General features: G+C 63.3%; 17 protein-coding genes. 8 read left to right on the top strand and 9 right to left on the bottom strand.

The window, feature by feature from the left end; genetic code table 11:
- Window positions 1-268 precede the first annotated feature (268 nt).
- Window positions 269-1,186, bottom strand: a complete 918-nt coding sequence (gene metF, locus EB230_RS16310; RefSeq protein WP_140775777.1) for a methylenetetrahydrofolate reductase [NAD(P)H] — start codon at window positions 1,184-1,186, stop codon at window positions 269-271.
- Window positions 1,186-2,208 (bottom strand): metalloregulator ArsR/SmtB family transcription factor, encoded by a 1,023-nt coding sequence (locus EB230_RS16305; protein ID WP_056573343.1) that lies wholly within the window; start codon window positions 2,206-2,208, stop codon window positions 1,186-1,188. The genes metF and EB230_RS16305 overlap by 1 nt, the downstream gene beginning before the upstream one ends.
- Before the next feature lie 187 nt (window positions 2,209-2,395).
- Here EB230_RS16305 and tsaA point away from each other — a divergent pair, with 187 nt between their 5' ends.
- Both tsaA and EB230_RS16295 read left to right on the top strand, forming a co-directional pair.
- Window positions 2,396-2,920, top strand: coding sequence for a tRNA (N6-threonylcarbamoyladenosine(37)-N6)-methyltransferase TrmO (tsaA, locus tag EB230_RS16300; RefSeq protein WP_081295086.1), 525 nt, complete (start codon window positions 2,396-2,398; stop codon window positions 2,918-2,920).
- Window positions 2,917-3,231 (top strand): DUF2293 domain-containing protein, encoded by a 315-nt coding sequence (locus tag EB230_RS16295; protein WP_056573349.1) that lies wholly within the window; start codon window positions 2,917-2,919, stop codon window positions 3,229-3,231. Before tsaA ends, EB230_RS16295 begins: the two co-directional genes overlap by 4 nt.
- Before the next feature lie 15 nt (window positions 3,232-3,246).
- Here the strand turns inward: EB230_RS16295 and EB230_RS32640 are convergent, their stop codons facing one another.
- Window positions 3,247-3,492 (bottom strand): hypothetical protein, encoded by a 246-nt coding sequence (locus tag EB230_RS32640; RefSeq protein ID WP_244494105.1) that lies wholly within the window; start codon window positions 3,490-3,492, stop codon window positions 3,247-3,249.
- A gap of 287 nt (window positions 3,493-3,779) precedes the next feature.
- Between EB230_RS32640 and EB230_RS16285 the strand changes: the two genes are divergently transcribed.
- Both EB230_RS16285 and EB230_RS16280 read left to right on the top strand, forming a co-directional pair.
- Window positions 3,780-4,742, top strand: a complete 963-nt coding sequence (locus EB230_RS16285) for a D-amino acid aminotransferase (RefSeq protein WP_172373211.1) — start codon at window positions 3,780-3,782, stop codon at window positions 4,740-4,742.
- Between the two features lie 131 nt (window positions 4,743-4,873).
- On the top strand, window positions 4,874-5,713 hold the full coding sequence (locus EB230_RS16280) for an SDR family oxidoreductase (protein WP_056573356.1): 840 nt from the start codon (window positions 4,874-4,876) through the stop codon (window positions 5,711-5,713).
- 48 nt (window positions 5,714-5,761) lie between these two features.
- On the opposite strand, the gene EB230_RS16275 is transcribed toward EB230_RS16280, so the two are convergent.
- Both EB230_RS16275 and EB230_RS16270 read right to left on the bottom strand, forming a co-directional pair.
- Entirely contained in the window at window positions 5,762-6,379 is a 618-nt protein-coding gene (locus EB230_RS16275) for an MOSC domain-containing protein (protein ID WP_056573358.1), read from the bottom strand.
- Window positions 6,380-6,396: 17 nt separating this feature from the next.
- Window positions 6,397-6,954: a TetR/AcrR family transcriptional regulator gene (locus EB230_RS16270; RefSeq protein ID WP_244494106.1), complete on the bottom strand. Its 558-nt coding sequence runs from the start codon at window positions 6,952-6,954 to the stop codon at window positions 6,397-6,399.
- Window positions 6,955-7,151: 197 nt separating this feature from the next.
- On the opposite strand from EB230_RS16270, the gene EB230_RS16265 reads away from it, so the two are divergent.
- The 4 genes from EB230_RS16265 (at window position 7,152) to EB230_RS16250 (ending at window position 9,777) form a co-directional block, all read left to right on the top strand.
- The gene (locus tag EB230_RS16265) at window positions 7,152-7,574 is read left to right on the top strand and encodes a hypothetical protein (RefSeq protein WP_056573365.1); all 423 of its coding nucleotides are present in this window, start codon (window positions 7,152-7,154) and stop codon (window positions 7,572-7,574) included.
- 19 nt (window positions 7,575-7,593) lie between these two features.
- A complete protein-coding gene (locus EB230_RS16260) occupies window positions 7,594-7,992 on the top strand; it encodes a glyoxalase/bleomycin resistance/extradiol dioxygenase family protein (RefSeq protein ID WP_056573540.1) in 399 nt (132 codons plus the stop codon).
- A 153-nt stretch (window positions 7,993-8,145) separates the two neighbouring features.
- On the top strand, window positions 8,146-8,712 hold the full coding sequence (locus tag EB230_RS16255) for an isoprenylcysteine carboxylmethyltransferase family protein (protein WP_056573369.1): 567 nt from the start codon (window positions 8,146-8,148) through the stop codon (window positions 8,710-8,712).
- 122 nt (window positions 8,713-8,834) lie between these two features.
- Window positions 8,835-9,777, top strand: a protein-coding gene (locus tag EB230_RS16250) for an IS630 family transposase (protein WP_156394344.1) whose coding sequence is annotated in 2 segments (ribosomal slippage) — window positions 8,835-9,170 and window positions 9,172-9,777 — 942 coding nt in all. Because the reading frame shifts where the segments join, the coding sequence is not laid out codon by codon here.
- Here the strand turns inward: EB230_RS16250 and EB230_RS16245 are convergent.
- The 4 genes from EB230_RS16245 to tam form a co-directional block, all read right to left on the bottom strand.
- Window positions 9,744-10,193, bottom strand: coding sequence for a GFA family protein (locus EB230_RS16245; RefSeq protein ID WP_056571993.1), 450 nt, complete (start codon window positions 10,191-10,193; stop codon window positions 9,744-9,746). The two genes, EB230_RS16250 and EB230_RS16245, sit on opposite strands and share 34 nt — an antisense overlap.
- Window positions 10,194-10,362: 169 nt before the next feature.
- On the bottom strand, window positions 10,363-11,484 hold the full coding sequence (locus EB230_RS16240; RefSeq protein WP_056571991.1) for a beta-ketoacyl-ACP synthase III: 1,122 nt from the start codon (window positions 11,482-11,484) through the stop codon (window positions 10,363-10,365).
- Window positions 11,485-11,613: 129 nt separating this feature from the next.
- Window positions 11,614-11,949 (bottom strand): hypothetical protein, encoded by a 336-nt coding sequence (locus EB230_RS16235; RefSeq protein WP_056571989.1) that lies wholly within the window; start codon window positions 11,947-11,949, stop codon window positions 11,614-11,616.
- Window positions 11,950-12,058: 109 nt separating this feature from the next.
- Window positions 12,059-12,829, bottom strand: coding sequence for a trans-aconitate 2-methyltransferase (gene tam / locus EB230_RS16230; RefSeq protein ID WP_056571987.1), 771 nt, complete (start codon window positions 12,827-12,829; stop codon window positions 12,059-12,061).
- Window positions 12,830-12,835: the final 6 nt, after the last annotated feature.

Genomic DNA, 12,835 nt, shown 5'->3' with positions numbered 1-12,835 from the left:
GCAATTACGTCGCAATGCAGCACATTTTCCGCTTGCCTGTGGCACAAATGAACCTAGACTCCTAGGCATAGCTCTTTAAGAGGAGGCTATGTCATGGGACTTACGAGGCCAATCAACGCATTGATGATTTGTGCTGCGTTTGCTTTCATCGGCGCCCTCATTATGGGCGTCCTTCCCTGAACCCGCCAAAACGGGGAAGACCAGCACCAGATAGTCCAAGCAATTCGAAAGGCCGGGTTTTACCCGGCCTTTTGCTTTTGGCCCTGCCTCACGCGGCAGCCGAACCCGCCACCTCCGCCTCGTGCGAGCGGATGCCGATCATGTGGCAGATGGCAAAGACGAGGTCGGCGCGGTTCATCGTGTAGAAGTGGAAGTCGCCGACGCCGCGCTCGACCAGGTCCAGCACCTGCTCGGCGGCGACCGCCGATGCCACCAGCGCATGGGTCTGCGGGTCGTTCTGCAGGCCGTCGAAGCGCTCCGCCAGCCATGCCGGCACCAGCGCGCCGCAGCGCGCCGAGAAATTGGCGACCTGGGTGAAATTGTGCACCGGCAGGATGCCGGGCACGATCGGGATGTAGATGCCGGCGCGGCGCGCGCGCTCGACATAGCGCTCGTAGAGATCATTGTCGAAGAAGAACTGGGTGATCGCCCGCGTCGCGCCATTGTCGACCTTGCGCTTCAGCATGTCGATATCGGTGGCGAAGTCAGGACTTTCCGGATGCTTCTCCGGATAGGCCGAGACCGAAATGTCGAAATCGCCGGCGTCCTTCAGCGCTCCCACCAGTTCCGCACCGTTGGCATAGCCGTCCGGATGCGGGCGATAGGCGGTGCCCACGCCAGCGGCCGGATCGCCGCGCAAGGCGACGAAGCGCTTCACGCCCATATCGGCGAATTCCTGGATCACGGCGTCCACCTGATGGCGGGCCGCGTCGACGCAGGTCATGTGCGCGGCCGGCGTGAGGCTCGTCTCGTTCAGGATACGGCTGATGGTGCGCGCCGTGCGCTCGCGCGTCGAGCCGCCGGCGCCGTAGGTCACCGAAACGAATTTCGGCTTCAGCGGCTCCAGCCGCGTGACCGTATCCCAGAGGCGCGCCTCCATCTCGTCGTTCTTGGGCGGGAAGAATTCGAAGGAAACCCGGACCTTGTCGCCAATGTCGGGGCGGCGGGAAAAGCGGAACTGGTTCATCAGGCGATTTCCCCTATCGAACTTACTTTGCTCTGCTGGCTGTCATTGGCAGGATCGGCGATCAGCAGGCGCCGGTCGCGGCCAAGCCACAGCTTGACTGTGAGCCTGGCCTCGTTGCCGCCCCGCGGCTCGAACTCCTGGGCATCCTCGAGATCGAGGCCCGCCTCGGCAAACCACTCGCCGATCTGCCGGTCGGAAAAGCCGAGCCTGACATGCGCGTGCTCGTCACGCAGGAATTCCAGCGTGTGCGGCGCGAAGTCGACGATGACCAGCCGGCCCGACGGGCGCAACAGCCGCGCTGCTTCGTGGATGGCGCGGGCGGGATCGTCGAGATAGTGCAGCACCTGGTGGATGGTGACGAGATCGAAGGCGTCACGCTCCACCGGCGGCGAGAAGATATCGCCCTGCCGCACCTGCGCGTTGGAAACGCCGGCCTTGTCGAGATTGGCGCGCGCCACGGTCAGCATTTCGCGCGACATGTCGATGCCGACGCCGCGCCGGTAGAGCGGCGAGAAGATTTCGAGCAGCCGGCCGGTGCCGGTGCCGAGGTCCAGCATCGACTGGAACGGCCGCTTGCCGACCAGCTTCAGCATCGCGGCCTCGACCGCGCGGTCCGGCACATGCAGGGAGCGGATATGGTCCCAGCTTGCGGCATTCACGGAAAAATACTCCGCCGCCCGGTCCTGCCGCTTGCGCTTGACCGAGGCCAGGCGCTCGAGATCGCGCTCGACCTGCGGATCGGCGCCGCGAATGCTGGAAACCAGCCCCATGACAAAGTCCCGCGCGGAATCGGCATCCGACAGGCGGAAGAAAGCCCACGACCCCTCCTGGTAACGGCCGATCAGCCCGGCCTCCAGCAAGAGCTTCAGGTGCCGCGAGACGCGCGGCTGCGACTGGCCGAGAATTTCGGTAAGATCGGAAACGGTGAGGTCGCCGCGCGACAACAGTGCCAATATGCGCAGGCGGCTGGATTCGGCCGCCGCCTTCAGCGTATCCACCATGGTGTCGAGCGAGACATGCATCTGCGTATTCTCTTTTCAGCGCATCAGATTTGAAAAAGATATAAACATATGTTTATGTCGATTTTCAAAACCTTGCAAGCGCTATGTCGCTTCCGGACAAGAAAATGCCGCATGCGTGATTTCCCGGTGCATATCGCCCAAAAACGTGTAGCGGTCTTGGGACTGGCACCAACACAGAGATGGCAGAATGACCGCACCGCGTGAGATGTTCGAGGCGCGCGAAGGTGAGCAGAGGCTGGAACAGGACCCGGCTGCAATGCCCGCGGATGGCGGCGTCGTCTTCATTGGCCGCATCGCCTCGCCATGGACCACACGCGAGACCTGCCCGAAAAACATGCGCGCGGCCCGCGAAGCCGGCCGGCCGGCGGTGCTGACCATCGACGCGCCCTATCGCGGCGGCTTGCAGGGCCTTGAGCGCGCCAGCCACGTCGTCATCCTGTCCTGGCTGCATCACGCGCCGCGGAATCTGATTGTTCAGAAACCGCGCCATGCGGCTGAAGCAAAAGGCGTATTCGGCCTGCGCTCCCCTGCCCGGCCGAACCCGATCGGCCTGCATGTGGCAAAACTTGTCGGGCTCGATATCGCCGCCGGGCGTATCGATATCGACGCCATCGATGCGCTCGACGGCACCCCGGTCATCGACATCAAGCCTTACTTCGCCTCGACCGACGCCGTACCGGAGGCGACCATGGAAGGGCGCGAGGAGCGATGACGGCGCCGACCGGCCGCCGCCGCGCCATCGCCAAGGCACTGACGGCGCTCCTGCCGCTGGCGCCTTACGCCGACATGGAAAAGATCCGCGCTGACGCCGGCTCGGTGCATATGAAGACCTTGCCGCCGACGATCGCGGTGTGGCTGGCGACGATCGCCCACATCCGCCACATGCACACCGATTACGAAAAACTGCTGGCCGAGGGCTATGACCGCGACTCCGCACGCTTCTTCGTTATCGAGCAGACCAACATGGTGCTCACCCGCTGGCGGGCGACACGCCTGCTCGACGCCGACGACGAGGATGAGTGAGGCGGCAGGGTCTGTTTATTTTCGCTTCAGCACGGCAACCGCGTTGTAGGGCTGGCCGTCAGCCTGGCCCACCCAGGTCCAGGACAGGTTCCCCTTGAAAACCCGGACGGTGATGTCGCCGCCATCGATGCATTTGTCCTGGCCGTAAGTGATGCTTTCATGGAACTCAGCGGATGTCTCATCCCGCGACGTCTGCGACAGCGACCCGCCGCAGCCGAGTGACGGATAATCGATCGATGCGCCATCGTCCCTGATCGTCATGGCGATCGACCAGTCGGCGCCGGCATCACCGGCCAGGGCAGAGTTCGTCGCCTTGTTTTACGCATTGCGCACTGGCTTCGCCCGCCACGGCGAAAATCATCATGGTTGCGATGACGGTCCCAAGCCTGACCATATCCCCTCCCATTCCAAGCTGCCGGATCATAGGGCAACTCCAATCCGGTGTATCGGCCAGATCATGGAGGACGAACAGCGCCTGATGGCTGGCTCTATCGCTTCTGTCCGGCGCCGATAGCCTGCAGATCCGCCTTGTGCGAGAGGAGGCCGCGATGACCCGGACGAAGGCAACAGAGGACCCGGCGCGACTGCCGCTGGTTGGCGATCGCCATGTCGACCCGCATTCCTATCCCGATGGCATCGCCTTCCTCGATGGTCAGTACCTGCCGATGTCGCAGGCCAAGGTGTCGGTGCTGGATTGGGGATTTCTGCACTCGGATGCCACCTACGATACGGTGCATGTCTGGGACGGCCGCTTCTTCCGGCTTGACCTGCATCTCGACCGCTTCTTCGGCGGGCTCGAAAAGCTGCGCATGACGATCCCCTTCGATCGCGAAGGCGTGGCCGAGATCCTGCACAATTGCGTCGCGCTGTCGGGCCATCGCGCCGCCTATGTCGAGATGCTGTGCACCCGCGGCGCCTCGCCGACCTTCAGCCGCGATCCGCGCCAGGCGATCAATCGCTTCATGGCTTTCGCGGTCCAGTTCGGCTCGGTCGCCAATGCCGAGCAGTTGCGGCGCGGCCTGCACGTCGCCATCAGCGACAAGGTGCGTATCCCGCCGGCTTCGATCGATCCCGCGATCAAGAACTATCACTGGCTCGACCTGGTGCGCGGCCTCTACGATGCCTATGACCGCGACGCCGAGACAGCGCTCATTCTCGACTTCAACGGCAATGTCGCCGAGGGCCCGGGCTTCAACGTCTTCTGCGTCAAGGATGGGAGACTGTCGACGCCGGCCATCGGCGTGCTGCCCGGCATCACCCGCCGCACCGTTTTCGATCTCTGTGGCGAGGAAGGGCTCACCGCCGAGGCTGCCGATATCAGCGTCGCCGCGCTAAAGGCGGCCGACGAGGTCTTCATCACCTCGACCGCCGGCGGCATCATGCCGGTGACGCGGATCGACGGCGCGGCCATCGCCGATGGCAAGGTCGGGGCCGTCACCAGCCGGCTGATGGCGCTCTATTGGCGAAAGCACGATCACCCGGCGTGGTCGAGCCCCGTGAAATATCCCTAATACCGGGCCGTCCTGTTCAAAAAAGATTTCCCCTCTCCTCTGGAAAATCAAGGGACGGACTGTATATGCGCGAAAGCGGAGAAGCCTCCGTTTTCGCAAAATCGCGCCCTCAGGGGCAAGGATCCCACATCATGACATCAAAGGTTTGGTTCATCACCGGATCGTCGAAGGGTTTTGGCCGCGTCTGGGCCGAGGCCGCATTGGCGCGTGGCGACCGCGTTGCCGCGACCGCCCGTGACGCCGGCACGCTCGCCGATCTGGTCGAGAAATATGGCGACAACATTGCTGCGATAAAGCTGGACGTCACCGACAAGAAAGCTGTCGACGCCGCCATCGCCGAGGCGCACAAGCGCTTCGGCCGGCTCGACGTGGTCATCAACAATGCCGGCTATGGCCATTTCGGCGCCATCGAGGAAGTCAGCGAACAGGAAGCCCGCGACCAGATCGAAACCAATGTGTTCGGCGCGCTCTGGGTCACGCAGGCAGCCCTGCCGATCATGCGGTCGCAGAGGTCCGGCCACATCATCCAGATCTCGTCGATCGGCGGCGTCAATGCCTTTGCCTCGCTCGGCCTCTACCACGCCTCGAAATGGGCGCTGGAAGCCTTCAGCCAGTCACTCAGCATCGAGGTCGCGGAGTTCGGCATTCATGTCACGCTGGTCGAGCCGGGTGGCTTTTCCACCGACTGGTCCGGCGCCTCCGCCAAGGTCTCCAAGCCCATCGAGGCCTATGCGCCTGCCCGTGCCAAGATGGCCGAGCGCCGCGCCAACTCGGTCGCCGGCGATCCCGAGGCGACCGGCCCGGCGATGCTGGCCATCGTCGACGCCGCCGAGCCGCCGCTGCGCGTGTTCTTCGGCGATGGCGGCCTGCCGATGATCCGCCAGGAATACGCCAACCGCCTCGCCACCTGGGACAGGTGGGACCACGTGTCCGTCATGGCGCAAGGCGCCAACAAGAACCGCAAGGGCTGAGGCCCGGCACTTTTGCTACGCCGCCCAAGGGCGGCGTAGCCCTTGCTCTCAGGCCCGATAGATCCACTGCTCCGGCACCCGCGCGGAAATCTCTTCGCCGGCCTTGATCGTTCCCGGCTTCTCGACCCAGGCGACCACGCCCCGCAGCCGCTTCGCCGCTTTCGGGAACAACAATGCGCCAGCTTCGATGTCGGCCATCCCGGAATTTTGAGCAATTGACCGCCCGGCGATGCGGCATGGTCCGTTCTGGGCGTCGACCTTGAGGGTGACACCATCCTTGAAGAACAGCAGCGTGCCAGCCGGCAGCATCGACAGATGTGGCACGCCTTCGATCACCAGATTGGCGCCGATCCATTCCGGCCTGATCTCGGCCAGCCCCATCCGCTCGGCGACAATGGCCAGTTCATCCCCGGCCACGATCGACACTTGCCGCTCGTTGCGCATTTCGGTGCCGCGCGGATACCAGGGTTCGCGTCCTCCCGAACGCCGCGTCGCGCCGGCATGGAAATCGCCCCATATGCCGTCGAAGCCCAGCCGCAATTCCTTCACCGGGCGTGTCTGGAAATGACCCGGCGGCGCGGCATAAAGCGCGGCCGCGCGGGCGGAAAGCTTCTTTGCCGGGATGATTTCGACCGGCTTTTCGGCCTCGGGGAAGAGATCCAGCATGGCGTTCCGTCCTTGAATCATGCCTCCCGTTTTTGCTCTTCAGCCGGCAGAGCCGCAAGAGCGGTTTGGGCCAAAAGGCGCAACTCTTCGGCCGATGCGCCGTCGCGCGCCTGGATCGACATGCCATTCATGACGCCGGCAATGTATTTGGCGAGACTCTCGACGGAGAGCTCTTGCGGCAGTTCACCCGCTGCCCTGCCCCTGGCCAGCCGCTGCGCGATCGCCGCCTCGCTCGCCTTGCGATAGGCCTTGAGTTCATCCGCGATGCCTTGCGCCTGCGGCGAGGCCGCCAGCGCGCCGCTGACGAACAGGCATCCGCCCGGCTTGCCGGGCCTGGAATAGGCCTCCGCCGCCCCCATGAGCAACCGCCGGATCGCCTCGCGCGTCGGTACCGGCGCACTCAGCGCCTCCAGCGCAAACCCTATCTCGGTCTCGTGGTAGCGTGTCAGCGCCTTGCGGAACAAGGTCTCCTTGTCGGTGAAAGCATTGTAAATCTGCGGCGGCGTCAGCCCCATCGCCTCACGCAGCATGGCAAGCGACGTCGCCTCATAGCCATGCTCCCAGAACAGGTGCATCGCCGCATCCAGTGCCCGGTCGGGGTCGAACGCACGGGGACGACCACCCCTTGCCCTTTCCAATTTATCCATAGCGATCGATACGAAACCCGTTGACTCGCCTGTCTCGCATAACGTAACAATTGATACGAAACATGGCAAGCCGGAAGGCGATCCGTCAAGCAAGGCCGTGCAACCCGAGGACAAGGAGAGCCCAGATGCCAATCACCGTGACCGCGCCGGAAGGTGTACTGACAGAGGCCGGAGAGCGCGAAATCCTGCCGCGCCTCAGCGACGCCCTGATCGATGCCTCCGGCGCTACGGGCAATTCCTTCCTCACGTCGATCGTCGGCGGCACGGTCCATGTCCTGCCGTCCCGCCACATCTATGCCGGCGGTGCCAACCGGCCTGTCGTCATGGTGGAGTTGAAATTACCCAATATCGGCCTTGGCTCGGTTGAAGCCCGCAAGGCCTTCATCACCACTGCCGCCGGGATTGTCGCCGATCTCTGCGTCCCGGAGCACAAGCCCGAAAATACCTGGATCAACATCGTCAACGCGCCCGACGGCGGCTGGGGCATCGGCGACAGGCAATATACGAGCGATGCGCTTGTCGCCGCCGTCACCGCCGCGGCGCACTGAACCGATGGGGAACGACAGGATGCGGCTCTCCCCTTCGCTGTTCTTCACCACCAACTGCGAGCCGGCACTGGCCTTCTACGAAGAGTGCGGGCTCGGCCGGGCAACCATCCTGTTGCGCTGGGGCGACAACGGAATGCCGGTTCGCACCGAAGCCATGCGTGGAAAGATCCTGCATGCCCGCTTCGAAGGTCCCGGTGTGCTGTTTCATGCCTCCGACAATGACGATGCGGAGCCGATGAAAGGCTCCGCCATGATGCTGGAATTCGACGATCTGGCCGCCATGCGGGAGCTTTTCCAACGCATGGCCGCTGGCGGCCGCATCACCGTGCCCGTGGCGCGGCAATATTGGGGAAGCAGTTTCGGCATGCTGGTCGACGCCTATGGCGTGCAATGGATGTTCAGCTGTTCCAGCGAGTGAGGACAAGGATCACGACCTTCTTACCGGAAATGGAATTGGCGCCGCATTGCCGCCGCGTCGGATCGCTTTCATGGTGCTCGGATGCATGTCGCTCAAAAATGGATCCCGGCTTTGGGAGAACGACCTGCATGAAACAAGGACCGGAGGTTCGGCATGCGACCGGTGACGGCAATCACGCTGCTCTGGCTGATTTGGGTGCTCACGTGGATTGCGGCCGCAGCGTGGGCTGATCCAGTTCAAAAACGCGCCACTATTAGGGCCGAGGCCCGCTATCGTGTCTTCTGGCTGGCCGGCACCGTCCTGCTGTTCGTTCCGGCGCACGGCTACGAAGGCAGGTTGAGATTGTGGACCCCAACCCTCGCAGAGGCCTGGGCTTGCATTGCCCTGATCGCCGTCGGGCTGATCTTCTCGTGGTGGGCGCGCATTCATCTGGGCAGGTTGTGGTCGGCCTCGGTCACTGCCAAGGCAGACCATCGCATCGTCGACACGGGCCCCTATGGCCTGGTCCGGCATCCGATTTATACGGGGCTGCTGTTGGCGGTGCTCGCCACCATGGCGGCAAAGGGGACGGTCTGGGGTGTTGCCGGCGCGGCCCTGCTCATCATCGGCGTCGTCATGAAGGCAAGGCTCGAGGAACGCTTCCTGCGCGGCGAACTTGGCCCCGCCTATGACGATTACGCACGGCGAGTGCCGATGCTGGTGCCCTTCACACCGGCCTGACACGTTGGAGCGCCGCTTAGTCCGATCTTCTAGAGCGTGTTGCTGTTGATTTGAATCGGTTGGGATTCACGCCGAGGTGATTTTGTGATTCAAGATGCTGGCTGGGCGGAGGCCAGCATCGGATGCCAAGACCCTATTCAAACGATCTTCGTGAGCGCGTTGCGGCAGCGGTTGCGGCTGGCCGGACATGCCGGGAAACGGCTGCATTGTTCGGGGTGAGCGTGGCGAGTGTTGTGAAGTGGTCGCAACGCCAACGATTGAGCGGAAGCGCATCGGCGTTGCGCATGGGGCGTCAATCCGGCCGGGATTTGGAGCCACATCGCGTGTGGCTGCTGGAGCGGGTAGCCTCACAGTCGCATGTGAGCGTGCGAGCGCTGTCGGCGGAGCTTGCCGAGCGCGGCATCGTGGCAGCCCCGGTGTCGGTGTGGCGGGTGCTGAAGGAGGCCGGGTTCAGCTTCAAAAAAAACGCTGTTCGCCAGCGAGCAGGACAGGCCGGCGATTGCGCGGCGCCGGGCACAATGGAGGAAGTATCAAGGCAGGCTTGATCCACGGCGCCTGGTGTTCATCGACGAAACCTGGGCAAAAACCAACATGGCGCCGCTACGAGGCTGGGGGCCTCGTGGGCACCGATTGGTCGCCAAGGCTCCGCATGGCAAATGGCGCACGCTGACCTTCCTGGCCGCGCTGCGCTGCGAGCGCATCGACGCGCCCTGCGTCATTGATGGTCCCATCAACGGTGCAAGCTTTGCGGCCTGGGTTGAGCAGTTCCTCGTGCCGACGCTCTCGCCCGGTGACATCGTCGTCATGGACAATCTTGGAAGTCACAAGGGGCAAGCCATTCGTCGTGCCATTCGCGCGGCCGGAGCCAAGCTTTTCTACCTGCCACCCTACAGTCCAGACCTAAACCCGATCGAGCAGGTCTTCGCCAAGCTCAAGCACCTCATGCGAAAGGCTTCAGAACGGACCGTCGAGGCCACATGGCGACGTATCGGAACACTCCTCGAAAGCTTTCAACCCGCTGAATGCGCCAACTATCTCGTCAACGCTGGATATGCTTCAATGTAAGTGAAACACGCTCTAGCCGCGCTGCTTTCCCGAAAATGGTCGACGGCGCCGCCGATTTGAACCCAATCATGTTTCGACTGCTCGAAGATCGACCGCGCTGGCGAAGGATATTTCGGATCCGAAAGCGCGCCGACGGCGACGCCGATCATTGACGGCAGCCTGTCGGCCCTCCAGCAGACGGTCGATCCGCAGTTCGGACAAAAGCAGTTGCGGACCTTGCCGCCGCTTGCCGCATCGCGGGTGAATTCCTTCGCGGTTCCAGAGATGGCGACAGCATCAGCCGGATAAAAGGCGCCGACGCCGAAGGGCGCGCCGGTTCGGCGCTGGCAATCGAGACAGTGGCAGGCGACAACCAGCTTTGGTGGGCCTGTCAGCGTGAGCGTGAGGGCACCGCAGCTGCATCGTGCATCGGCCATTGGAACTCTCCTTTCTGAAACGGGATCGCGTTGCTCCAAGTTGAGATACCCCCGACACAGGCTGTGCGAGGGTCAGGTCAGGTTGAAACGGAGTGGAAGACGGCGCGAAGCGGCCCGCTGAGGACGAAAGTCCGAATGGTCTTTCAGGCCGGCATCACCGCGACGTTGCTTAGAGCATTCGGATGAGCGCGCCGCCTATCGAATACCCCGCGCCGAAGGCGCAGATCAAGCCGAAATCGCCGGGCTTCATGTCGGCATGGTTCTCCGACAGCGCCACGATGGCCCCGGCGCCCGCGGTGTTGCCCAGCCGCTCCAGCACCATCGGCGCACGGTCATGATCGACGTCGTGGCCAAAGGAGAGCTTCAGGATCATGGCATTCATGCGCGCATTGGCCTGATGCAGCCAGAAGCGCCGGACCGCCTGAGGGGTCAGCCCGTGCTCGGCCAGGAATTCGACGATGAACTTCTGGCCGGCGACGGTGACTTCCTTGAACACCTTGTTGCCGACCTGCTTGATCAAATTGCCTTCCAGGTTGATCATGTAGGGATCGTCCTGGGCGGTGCGCGTGTGATAGCCGAGATTGGTGCGGATGTTGTTCGACATCTGCGTCCAGATGCGTGTGTCCAACACCTCGAAGCGTCCCGGCCGTTTGTCGCCCTTGGCAAGTCCCTCCACCACCAGCGAAACCGAGGCGTCGCCGAAGATGAAATGCGTCTGCCGGTCGCGGAAATTGAGATGGCCGGTGATGATTTCCGGCGTGGTCACCAGGATGCGCTTGTGCGCGCCCGAGCGCACCAGATTGACGGCCATGTGCAGGGCCGCGGCGGCGGAGGAACAGCCAAGCCCCATGTCGAAGCCCGCGCCCCTTGTCCCCAGCGCTTCCTGCATTTCGATGGCGATCGCCGGATAGGGCCGCTGGTGGTGGGAAGCCGAGCAGATGATCAGGTCGATCTGCGACGGCTCAAGCCCGGCGTGGTCGAGCGCCTTCCTGGCCGAGGCGATGCCGAATTCCGCTTCCAGCGACAGCGCATCGTCGGGCCGCGCCGGAATGCGCGGCGCCATGCGGGTTGGATCGAGTATGCCTTCGCGCTCGATCACATGACGGGATTTCACACCCGAGGCATGAACGATGAAGTCGCTGTCGGATTTCTGCAGCAGCGCCTCACCGGTGACCTGGCGGCGTGCGTTCTCGGTGTCGACCCAGCTGTTGAAGCTCTCGACCAGCTCTTCATTGGTGATGACAGCTTCAGGAATTTCAGCGCCGATGCCGCTGATGATGACGCGATGCATGTTTCAGTCCGTCCCATCCGCAGGCGTTGCGGCTTCATGTGGGCGCCGAAACGCTTCGGCGCAACACTTTTCTCATCCGGCCGGTTTACGCCGGCTTAAAGCAAGGTTTCAGGCCGGCCTGACCCGCTTTCACCAGGCGCACAGCTTGGTGTTCGTCTGCGGGTTGTTCCAGCAGGCGCCGTCGTCGCGGCTGCGCACATACTGTCCCGGCAACGGCACGTTGCGGCGGCCGAGATTGACGTAGCCATAGGCAAAACCCGGCCCGTCGATCTCCAGCACATAGGTCGGATAGCCCGGCGCCGAGATGCGGAAGCTGCCCGCATCGTCGATCATGCGGTAGCTGCAGGGAAAATACCCGTCATCCGTGGTGAAGCAGCGCGCCCGCTTGGCTTCGGCCGAAACCGAAAACGCCAGAAGTGCCGCCGCGCATACGCCACCGCCGCAAAGCAATCTTTTCAAAGTCATCACTCCCCCCTGCAATGCGGGCCATCGTCGCCCGCGCGATGAGTTGGCATGGCGGTCAAACCGGGTCAAGCGGCCGCGTCAGGGCCCAAGAAAAGTGGATAATTCTTTCCTAGCCGGCCCTTTTGGCGACTATGAAAATTCGCGGGAAGCGTAGCAAAACCTTGCCGTTTGCCGTCCTGGGATAGGCCTTGGCGATCTTGGCCGTGTAGCTGTCGAGGAACAGCTTGCGCTCTTCCGCCTCCAGCGGATCGAGGAACGGCTTCAGCCCGGTCGCCTTGACCCACTCGACGATCGCTTCGGCATCGGCCAGCGGATGATTGTAGATGGTGTGCCAGATATCGAGCCGGTCGCTGAGCGGCGACAACAGGTCGTAGTAGAACGACACCGGCGGCAGCGGCGCGCGCGCCGCGCCCTTTATCCTTGCCGCAAACGGCATTTCGGCGGCGGTCTCACGCATCAGCCGATGCGAATCCTCGGCCATATTGTCGGGCATCTGGATCGCCAGCGCACCGCCGGGCGCGAGGAAGCCCATCAGCCGCTGAAACACCGAAGGGTGCTCGGGCAGCCACTGGAACACCGCATTGGCAAAGATGACATTGACCGGCTCGGCCGGCCGCCATGTCGAAGCATCGGCGAGGTCGAAGCTGACATTGGGCAGGCGCGCCCTCGCCTTCTCGATCATGTCGGGAGAGGTGTCGAAACCGCTCACCTGCGCATCCGGCCAGCGCTCGACCAGGAGCTCGGTGGAATTGCCCGGTCCGCAGCCGATGTCGACGACCCGGCGCGGGAAATCGACCGGCACCTGTGCCGCCAGGTCGCGCGCGGGCCGCGTGCGCTCATCCTCGAATTTCAGATATTGGGCGGCGGACCAGTCAGCCATTTGAAC

It is taken from the genome of Mesorhizobium sp. NZP2234, assembly GCF_013170765.1.
In the GTDB taxonomy this organism is placed as follows: domain Bacteria; phylum Pseudomonadota; class Alphaproteobacteria; order Rhizobiales; family Rhizobiaceae; genus Mesorhizobium; species Mesorhizobium loti_D.
This window is presented reverse-complemented; position numbering and strand designations above follow the sequence as displayed.

Excerpts from the sequence above, each read along its gene's own strand:
- metF (WP_140775777.1), bottom strand. The coding sequence starts at position 1,186 with ATGAACCAGTTCCGCTTTTCCCGCCGCCCCGACATTGGCGACAAGGTC.
- EB230_RS16305 (WP_056573343.1), bottom strand. The coding sequence starts at position 2,208 with ATGCATGTCTCGCTCGACACCATGGTGGATACGCTGAAGGCGGCGGCC.
- tsaA (WP_081295086.1), top strand. The coding sequence starts at position 2,396 with ATGACCGCACCGCGTGAGATGTTCGAGGCGCGCGAAGGTGAGCAGAGG.
- EB230_RS16295 (WP_056573349.1), top strand. The coding sequence starts at position 2,917 with ATGACGGCGCCGACCGGCCGCCGCCGCGCCATCGCCAAGGCACTGACG.
- EB230_RS32640 (WP_244494105.1), bottom strand. The coding sequence starts at position 3,492 with ATGACGATCAGGGACGATGGCGCATCGATCGATTATCCGTCACTCGGC.
- EB230_RS16285 (WP_172373211.1), top strand. The coding sequence starts at position 3,780 with ATGACCCGGACGAAGGCAACAGAGGACCCGGCGCGACTGCCGCTGGTT.
- EB230_RS16280 (WP_056573356.1), top strand. The coding sequence starts at position 4,874 with ATGACATCAAAGGTTTGGTTCATCACCGGATCGTCGAAGGGTTTTGGC.
- EB230_RS16275 (WP_056573358.1), bottom strand. The coding sequence starts at position 6,379 with ATGCTGGATCTCTTCCCCGAGGCCGAAAAGCCGGTCGAAATCATCCCG.
- EB230_RS16270 (WP_244494106.1), bottom strand. The coding sequence starts at position 6,954 with ATGCACCTGTTCTGGGAGCATGGCTATGAGGCGACGTCGCTTGCCATG.
- EB230_RS16265 (WP_056573365.1), top strand. The coding sequence starts at position 7,152 with ATGCCAATCACCGTGACCGCGCCGGAAGGTGTACTGACAGAGGCCGGA.
- EB230_RS16260 (WP_056573540.1), top strand. The coding sequence starts at position 7,594 with ATGCGGCTCTCCCCTTCGCTGTTCTTCACCACCAACTGCGAGCCGGCA.
- EB230_RS16255 (WP_056573369.1), top strand. The coding sequence starts at position 8,146 with ATGCGACCGGTGACGGCAATCACGCTGCTCTGGCTGATTTGGGTGCTC.
- EB230_RS16245 (WP_056571993.1), bottom strand. The coding sequence starts at position 10,193 with ATGGCCGATGCACGATGCAGCTGCGGTGCCCTCACGCTCACGCTGACA.
- EB230_RS16240 (WP_056571991.1), bottom strand. The coding sequence starts at position 11,484 with ATGCATCGCGTCATCATCAGCGGCATCGGCGCTGAAATTCCTGAAGCT.
- EB230_RS16235 (WP_056571989.1), bottom strand. The coding sequence starts at position 11,949 with ATGACTTTGAAAAGATTGCTTTGCGGCGGTGGCGTATGCGCGGCGGCA.
- tam (WP_056571987.1), bottom strand. The coding sequence starts at position 12,829 with ATGGCTGACTGGTCCGCCGCCCAATATCTGAAATTCGAGGATGAGCGC.